Annotated in this window: 7 protein-coding genes; 2 read left to right on the forward strand and 5 right to left on the reverse strand. The window is 73.0% G+C overall.

Features of this window, described 5'->3' with window-relative positions:
• The 3 genes from NWP09_RS10585 to NWP09_RS10595 all read right to left on the reverse strand — a co-directional run.
• On the reverse strand, nt 1-810 hold an 810-nt coding region (locus NWP09_RS10585), incomplete at its 3' end, for an allophanate hydrolase subunit 1 (protein ID WP_258275479.1).
• Nucleotides 811-820: 10 nt separating this feature from the next.
• Nucleotides 821-1,591, reverse strand: a complete 771-nt coding sequence (locus NWP09_RS10590; RefSeq protein ID WP_258275480.1) for a LamB/YcsF family protein — start codon at nt 1,589-1,591, stop codon at nt 821-823.
• A 13-nt stretch (nt 1,592-1,604) separates the two neighbouring features.
• Nucleotides 1,605-2,885 (reverse strand): NRAMP family divalent metal transporter, encoded by a 1,281-nt coding sequence (locus NWP09_RS10595; protein WP_258275481.1) that lies wholly within the window; start codon nt 2,883-2,885, stop codon nt 1,605-1,607.
• A 157-nt stretch (nt 2,886-3,042) separates the two neighbouring features.
• On the opposite strand from NWP09_RS10595, the gene NWP09_RS10600 reads away from it, so the two are divergent.
• Complete coding sequence (locus tag NWP09_RS10600; RefSeq protein ID WP_258275482.1) at nt 3,043-3,684, forward strand: GntR family transcriptional regulator; 642 nt, start codon at nt 3,043-3,045, stop codon at nt 3,682-3,684.
• Nucleotides 3,685-3,922: 238 nt separating this feature from the next.
• On the opposite strand, the gene uvrB is transcribed toward NWP09_RS10600, so the two are convergent.
• Nucleotides 3,923-5,974, reverse strand: a complete 2,052-nt coding sequence (uvrB, locus tag NWP09_RS10605; protein ID WP_258275483.1) for an excinuclease ABC subunit UvrB — start codon at nt 5,972-5,974, stop codon at nt 3,923-3,925.
• A gap of 9 nt (nt 5,975-5,983) precedes the next feature.
• Nucleotides 5,984-6,601 carry a dephospho-CoA kinase gene (coaE, locus tag NWP09_RS10610; RefSeq protein ID WP_258275484.1) on the reverse strand — a complete coding sequence of 206 codons (618 nt, stop codon included), beginning with the start codon at nt 6,599-6,601 and terminating at the stop codon, nt 5,984-5,986.
• A 124-nt stretch (nt 6,602-6,725) separates the two neighbouring features.
• On the opposite strand from coaE, the gene NWP09_RS10615 reads away from it, so the two are divergent.
• A partial coding sequence (locus tag NWP09_RS10615; protein WP_258275485.1) for a S26 family signal peptidase occupies nt 6,726-6,985 on the forward strand: 260 nt, incomplete at its 3' end.

The raw sequence follows: 6,985 nt of genomic DNA on the forward strand, positions 1-6,985 counted from the left end.
GTGCGGGGCGTTGCCGACCGCCCGGTTGGCCTCGCGCAGCGCGCCGCGATCCGCCGCGCCCGAGGCCGAGACGCCCTGGGCGGCGAGCCCCGGTCGCCCGAGGTCCTGCACGACGAGCTGCAGGCCCGGCGCCACGACCTCCACGGCGTGCGCCGCCGTGACCGCCGGCCGCTCGGGCGGCGCGAGCTGCAGCAGCTCGCGCTCGACCCGCTCGAACCGCACCGCGGTCCCCGGGGCGAGCAGCGCGGGGGGCTCGCGGTCGAGGTCCCACATCGTCGCGTCGGTGCGCCCGATCAGCTGCCAGCCGCCCGGGCTCTCCTTCGGGTACACGCCCGAGAACCGACCGGCGAGGGCGACGGAGCCGGCGGGGATGCGCGTCCGCGGCGACGCGCGTCGGGGCACGTCGAACAGCGGGTCGTCCCCCACGAGGTAGCCGAAGCCCGGCGCGAAGCCCGTGAAGGCGACGGTCCAGGTCGCCGCCTGGTGCCGCGCGACGACCTCCGCGGCGCTCACCCCCAGGAAGCCGGCCACGTCGTGGAGGTCCTCGCCGTCGTAGCGCACCGGGATGGTGACGGAGTCGCCGCTCGCGACCCGTGCGTCGCCCGGCTCGGTCGCGAGCAGCCGTGCCGCCAGCGCCTCGGCGGAGACGAGCCCCGGATCGAAGCGCACGAGGATCGTGCGGGCGGCGGGCACGAGCTCCGTCACGCCGGGCATCGCCGCCTCGGCGAGCGCGGGCAGCAGCCGCATCGACTCGTCGAGGTCGGCGGCCTCGAGCAGCAGCGCGGTGTCGCTCGCGGTGAGCACTCTCATGCGGCGCGGGTCACCGGCCGGGGTGCGCGAAGGGCGCGATCGCGATCCCCGCCGCCTCGAGCGCGGCGCGCGTGGCCTCGGCCATCGCGATCGCTCCCGCGCTGTCGCCGTGCACGCAGATCGACTCGGCGCGCACCGCGACGTCGCTGCCGTCGACGGCGCGCACGACGCCCTCCTGCGCGAGGCGGACCATCCGCCCCGCCACCAGCTCGGGGTCGTGCAGCACCGCTCCGGGCTCCGTGCGGGAGACGAGCAGCCCCTCCGGCGTGTAGGCGCGGTCGGCGAACGCCTCCGCGGCGGTCGCGATGCCGGCGCGCTCGGCGACGTCGAGGACGACGCCGCCCGCGAGGCCGAGCAGCACGAGCGACGGGTCGATCGCGCGGATCGCCCGCACGACGTCGGCGGCCTGGCGCTCGTCGCGGGCGATCGCGTTGTAGAGCGCGCCGTGCGGCTTCACGTAGACCACGCGCCCGCCGACTGCCGACGCGAGCCCCTGCAGGGCGCCGAGCTGGTACTCGACCTCCGCCTGGAGCGTCGCCGAGTCGACGTCCATCGGCAGGCGTCCGAAGCCCTCGTAGTCGCGGTAGCCGGGGTGGGCGCCGATCGCGACCCCGTTCGCGACGGCGGCGGCGAGCGTCGCGCGGATGCCCTCGGGGCTCCCGGCGTGGAAGCCGCACGAGACGTTGGCGCTCGTGACGACGCGGAGCATCGCCTCGTCGTCGCCGACGACGCGGTCGGGGACGTTCTCGCCGAGGTCGCTGTTCAGGTCGATCGTCGTCATCGCGATCGCCCCGTCACGCGCCGACGCCGAGGAAGGCGAAGATCGGTCCGATCGACGCGATGCCCATGTACAGGCTCACGAGCGTGGCGAGCGTGCCCACGATCAGCAGCCACTTCGGGTAGCGGTAGCCGCCGAGCACGTCGCGCTGGCGGAACCAACCGATGTACATGAAGATCGCGAGGCCGATCGGCAGGATGAGGCCGTTGAAGCCGCCCACGAAGACGAGGATCGCGGCGGGCGCCGTGCCGATCAGCAGGTACACGGCGAGCGACACGAGGATGAACGCGACGGTCGCGATCTGCAGCGGCCACCCGCTCGCGAGGCGCCTCGAGAAGACCGAGAGGAACGTCGCCGACGTGTACGCGGCGCCGATGACCGACGTGATCGCCGCCGCCCAGAAGATGAACCCGAAGATGCGGAGCCCCGCGTCGCCCAGCACGTGGCCGAACGCCTGGCCCGCGGGGTTCGCGGCCTGGCCGGAGAGGTCGAGCACGACGCCCGAGGCGACGACGCCGAGGATGGCGAGGAAGAGGACATAGCGCATGATGCCGGTCACGAGGATGCCCTGCATCGATGCCCGGTGGACGCCCTTGACGTGCTCCGGTCCCACGAGCCCGGACTCCAGGTAGCGGTGCGCTCCCGCGTAGGTGATGTAGCCCCCGACCGTGCCGCCGACGATCGTCGTGATCGTGGCGAAGTTCAGCGTGTCGGGCACGAAGGTCTGCCGCAGCGCGTCGCCGATCGGCGGCTGCGAGACGATCGCGACGACGAGCGTCATCACGATCATGGCGACGCCGAGCACCATCACGACGATGTCGACGACGCGCCCCGCTCGCTTGAACAGGAAGATGCCGATCGCGAGCGCGCCCGTGAGCAGCCCGCCGATCTTCGCGTCGACGTCGAGCAGGGCGTTGAGGCCGAGGCCGCCGCCGGCGATGTTGCCGATGTTGAAGGCGAGCCCGCCGATCACGATGAGCGCCGCGAGCACGTGGCCGGAGTACGGCAGCGCGCTGTTGGCGAGATCGCCGGCCCGCTTGCCGGAGACGGTGATCATCCGCCAGATGTTCATCTGCACCGCGAAGTCGATGAGCACCGAGGCCAGGATGGCGAACGCGAAGGCCGCGCCCAGCTGGGCCGTGAACGTGGCCGTCTGCGTGATGAAGCCCGGCCCGATGGCCGACGTGGCCATGAGGAAGATCGCGCCGAGGATGGGGCCTCGGCGGCTCTTGGCGAAGGCTCTCGCCTTGTCGGCGCCCGCGACCCCCGTCGCGCTCGTCTGCTGTGCTGCGGTCATGGCGGTTCCCGTTCTCCGTCGAAGGGCGTGGCGCGGATGCGCAAGCCCTGAGCGTAGCTTTCGTAGGACAGCGTGGCAAACCTTGTAGAACAATCCGTGTCGTCGATGTTTCGGGCTCGTTGCGCTCGAAGCTGCTCGCGCCCCTACGATCGAGCGCATGAGCGACCACGGGCCGACGCTGGCCGATGCGCTGCGCGAGCAGATCGTCCTCGGCGCGTTCGCGCCCGGTGAGCGGCTCTCCGAGGCCGCGCTCGCGGATCGGCTCGCCGTGTCGCGCAACACGCTCCGCGAGGCGTTCCGCGTGCTCGCGCAGCTGGGGCTCGTCCAGCACGTGCCGCACCGGGGCGTGTCGGTCGCCTCGCCGACCACGGCCGACGTGATCGACATCTACCGCGCCCGCCGCCTCATCGAGGGCGGCGTGCTGCGCGCCGCGTCCCCGGTCCACCCCGCGGTCGCCGACATGCGGGCCGCCCTCGAGCGCGCGGAGTCCGCGCTCGCCGCTCCCGACTGGGCGGTCGTCGGGACGGCGAACATGGCGTTCCACGCCGCGCTCGTCGCGCTCGCCGACAGCCCGAGGCTCTCGCGCGCGCACGACCAGGTCGCGGCTGAGCTGCGGCTCGCGTTCCTCGCGATCGACGACCCCGAGTCGCTGCACCGCCCGTTCGTGGCGAGGAACCGCGACGTGCTCGAGGCCCTCATCGCGGAGGGACCGGAGCGCGCGGCCGACGAGCTCGAGCGCTACCTCGTGGAGTCCGAGCGGAGCGTGCTGGGGGCGTACTCGCGGATGGGGCGGGTGTAGCGGGCGCGGCGAGGCGGCGGCCCGAAAGGGCCGTTGCTCGGCTCGCTCCGGGACGGGCTCCGAGCCCCGAGACGGGGCACGGCGCTGGGGTCGCGCGGGAGGCCCGAAAGGACCTCCCGCCTCAGCTCAACCGCGCGGCGCCGCGAGGCGGCGGCCCGAAAGGGCCGCCGCTCAGCTCGCTCCCTCGGCCCGGGACGGGCCTCGGCGCCGCGAGGCGGCGGCCCGAAAGGGCCGCCGCTCAGCTCGCGGCGCGCATCTGCCGGAGGTCCTTCTTGAGGTCGTGCAGCTCGTCGCGGATGCGCGCCGCGAGCTCGAACTTCAGCTCGCCAGCCGCCTCGGTCATCTGCGCCGTGAGGTCGGCGATGATCGCCTCGAGCTGCGCGGGGCCGTCGAGCTCGGAGCGCTCGCGCGCGAGGCGCGGCGTGGGGGCGCCGCGGCGGGTGCCCTCGAGGAGCTCTGCGGTGTCGGCCTGCTCGCGCGCGAGGACGTCGGTGATGTCGGCGATCCGCTTCCGCAGCGGCGTCGGATCGATGCCGTGCTCCTCGTTGAACGCGATCTGGATCGCGCGCCGGCGGTCGGTCTCCTCGATCGCGAGGCGCATGGAGTCGGTCTCGCGGTCGGCGTACATGTGCACCTCGCCCGAGACGTTGCGGGCGGCGCGGCCGATGGTCTGGATGAGCGACGTCGACGAGCGCAGGAAGCCCTCCTTGTCGGCGTCGAGGATCGCCACGAGCGACACCTCCGGCAGGTCGAGCCCCTCGCGCAGCAGGTTGATGCCGACGAGCACGTCGAACACGCCCTGCCGCAGCTGGGTCAGGAGCTCGACGCGCCGCAGGGTGTCGACGTCCGAGTGCAGGTAGCGCACGCGCACGCCCGCCTCGGTGAAGTACTCGGTGAGCTCCTCGGCCATCTTCTTCGTGAGCGTCGTGACGAGGACGCGCTCGTCGCGCTCCGCGCGCACGCGGATCTCCTCGAGCAGGTCGTCGATCTGCCCCTTCGTCGGCTTGACGACGAGCTTCGGATCGACGAGGCCCGTGGGACGGATGATCTGCTCGACGACCGTGTCGGCGAGCGAGAGCTCGTACTTGCCGGGCGTCGCGGACAGGTACACCTTCTGCGGCGTGCGCTCGAGGAACTCGTCGAACTTGAGCGGCCGGTTGTCGAGCGCGCTCGGCAGCCGGAAGCCGTGCTCGACGAGGGTGCGCTTGCGGCTCGCGTCGCCCTCGTACATCGCGCCGATCTGCGGCACGGTGACGTGCGACTCGTCGATCACGACGAGGAAGTCGTCGGGGAAGTAGTCGAGCAGGCAGTGCGGCGGCTCTCCCGCCTCGCGGCCGTCGATGTGGCGCGAGTAGTTCTCGATGCCGGAGCAGAAGCCGATCTGCTCCATCATCTCGAGGTCGAAGGTCGTGCGCATGCGGAGGCGCTGCGCCTCGAGCAGCTTGCCCTCGCGCTCGAGCACCTTCAGGCGCTCCTCGAGCTCGGTGCGGATGCGCTCCATCGCGCGCTGCATGCGCTCGGTGCCGGCGACGTAGTGGCTGCCGGGGAAGATCGACACGGCGTCGTGCCGGGCGAGCACGTCGCCGGTGAGCGGGTGCAGCGTCGAGAGCGCCTCGATCTCGTCGCCGAAGAGCTCGATGCGGATCGCGTGCTCCTCGTACATCGGGATGATCTCGATCGTGTCGCCCCGCACGCGGAAGGTGCCGCGCGTGAAGGAGACGTCGTTGCGCTGGTACTGCATCGCGACGAACCGCCGCAGGAGCGCCTGCCGGTCGATCCGCATGCCGACCTGCAGCGCGACCATCGCCTCGAGGTACTCCTCGGGCGTGCCGAGGCCGTAGATGCACGACACGGTCGACACGACGACGACGTCGCGCCGCGAGAGCAGCGCGTTCGTCGCGGAGTGCCGCAGCCGCTCGACCTCGGCGTTGAGCGACGAGTCCTTCTCGATGAAGGTGTCCGTCTGCGGCACGTAGGCCTCGGGCTGGTAGTAGTCGTAGTACGAGACGAAGTACTCGACGGCGTTGTTCGGCATGAGCTCGCGGAACTCGTTGGCGAGCTGTGCGGCGAGCGTCTTGTTGTGCGCGAGCACGAGCGTGGGGCGCTGCACCTGCTCGACGAGCCACGCGGTCGTGGCGCTCTTGCCGGTGCCGGTCGCGCCGAGGAGGACGACGTCGGTCTCGCCGCGGCCGAGGGCGTCGGCGAGCTCGCGGATGGCCTTGGGCTGGTCGCCGGAGGGCTCGTACTCGCTCACGACCTCGAACGGCCGCACGGCGCGCGTCGGTTGCATGCTCCCAGCCTAGGAGCGGCCGCCCACATCCCCGCTGTGGAGCCGCTCCCACAGGGCGTCGGTCTGGGCGATCGTCGACGCGAGGTCGCCGCCCGTGTCGATCACGACGTCGGCGATCTCGAGCCGGCGCTCGTCGCTCGCCTGCGACGCGACCCGCGCCCGCGCATCCGCCTCGGTCATGCCGCGCAGCTCCACGAGGCGGCGGATGCGCTCAGTCGCCGGCGCGTGCGCGACGACCACGAGGTCCCACGGGTCGTCGGCGCGCGCCTCGACGAGCAGCGGCACGTCGTACACGACGACCGCTCGCGGATCGCCGTCGAGCGCCGCGCGGAAGCGCCGGGCCGACTCGCGGCCGACCGCGGGGTGCACGATCGCGTTGAGCCGCGCGCGCGCCGCGTCGTCGCCGAAGACGACCGCGCCGAGCGCCGCGCGGTCGAGCGAGCCGTCGCTCCGCAGCACCCCGGGGCCGAACTCCTCGGCGATCCTGCCGAGCACCGGCTGCCCGGGCTCCTGCAGCTCGCGCACGAGCGCGTCGGCGTCGACGACGACCGCCCCGCGCTCGGCGAGCCGGCCGGCGATCGTGGACTTGCCCGAGGCGATGCCTCCGGTGAGGGCGATGAGCGGCATGCCAGCAGTCTCGCACGCCGACTCCTGAGCGAACCTCAAGCGAGACCTGCGGGCGTCCTCGCGTGCTCGCGCGGGAGCGTCGGTACGTTCTGCCGGAACGGCACGTCACGCGAAGGGGCCGGGAATGTCTGCACTGAGGCGCATCGCCATCGCGCTGCTCGCGATCCTCGCCGCCGCCGGCGGCGTTGCCGCGGTCGTCTGGGCCGCGTCGCTCGCGGGCCTCGCCCAGCCGGTCGTCGTCGCGACCGCCTCGATGCAGCCGACCTATCGGCCCGGCGACCTGCTGCTCGCGACGCCCGTGCCGGTCGCCGAGCTCGAGCCGGGCGCCGCCGTCGTCGTGCGCGCCGGCGTCGGCGCTCCCCTCGCCCCCGCGCGGCTCGAGGG

Origin of the sequence: Agrococcus sp. HG114 (assembly GCF_024723325.1) — a bacterium.
Lineage (GTDB): Bacteria > Actinomycetota > Actinomycetes > Actinomycetales > Microbacteriaceae > Agrococcus.

Bases quoted from the DNA above. Each gene is read 5' to 3' on its own strand.
- coaE (WP_258275484.1), bottom strand. From the start codon at position 6,601: ATGCCGCTCATCGCCCTCACCGGAGGCATCGCCTCGGGCAAGTCCACG.
- NWP09_RS10590 (WP_258275480.1), bottom strand. From the start codon at position 1,591: ATGACGACGATCGACCTGAACAGCGACCTCGGCGAGAACGTCCCCGAC.
- uvrB (WP_258275483.1), bottom strand. From the start codon at position 5,974: ATGCAACCGACGCGCGCCGTGCGGCCGTTCGAGGTCGTGAGCGAGTAC.
- NWP09_RS10595 (WP_258275481.1), bottom strand. From the start codon at position 2,885: ATGACCGCAGCACAGCAGACGAGCGCGACGGGGGTCGCGGGCGCCGAC.
- NWP09_RS10600 (WP_258275482.1), top strand. From the start codon at position 3,043: ATGAGCGACCACGGGCCGACGCTGGCCGATGCGCTGCGCGAGCAGATC.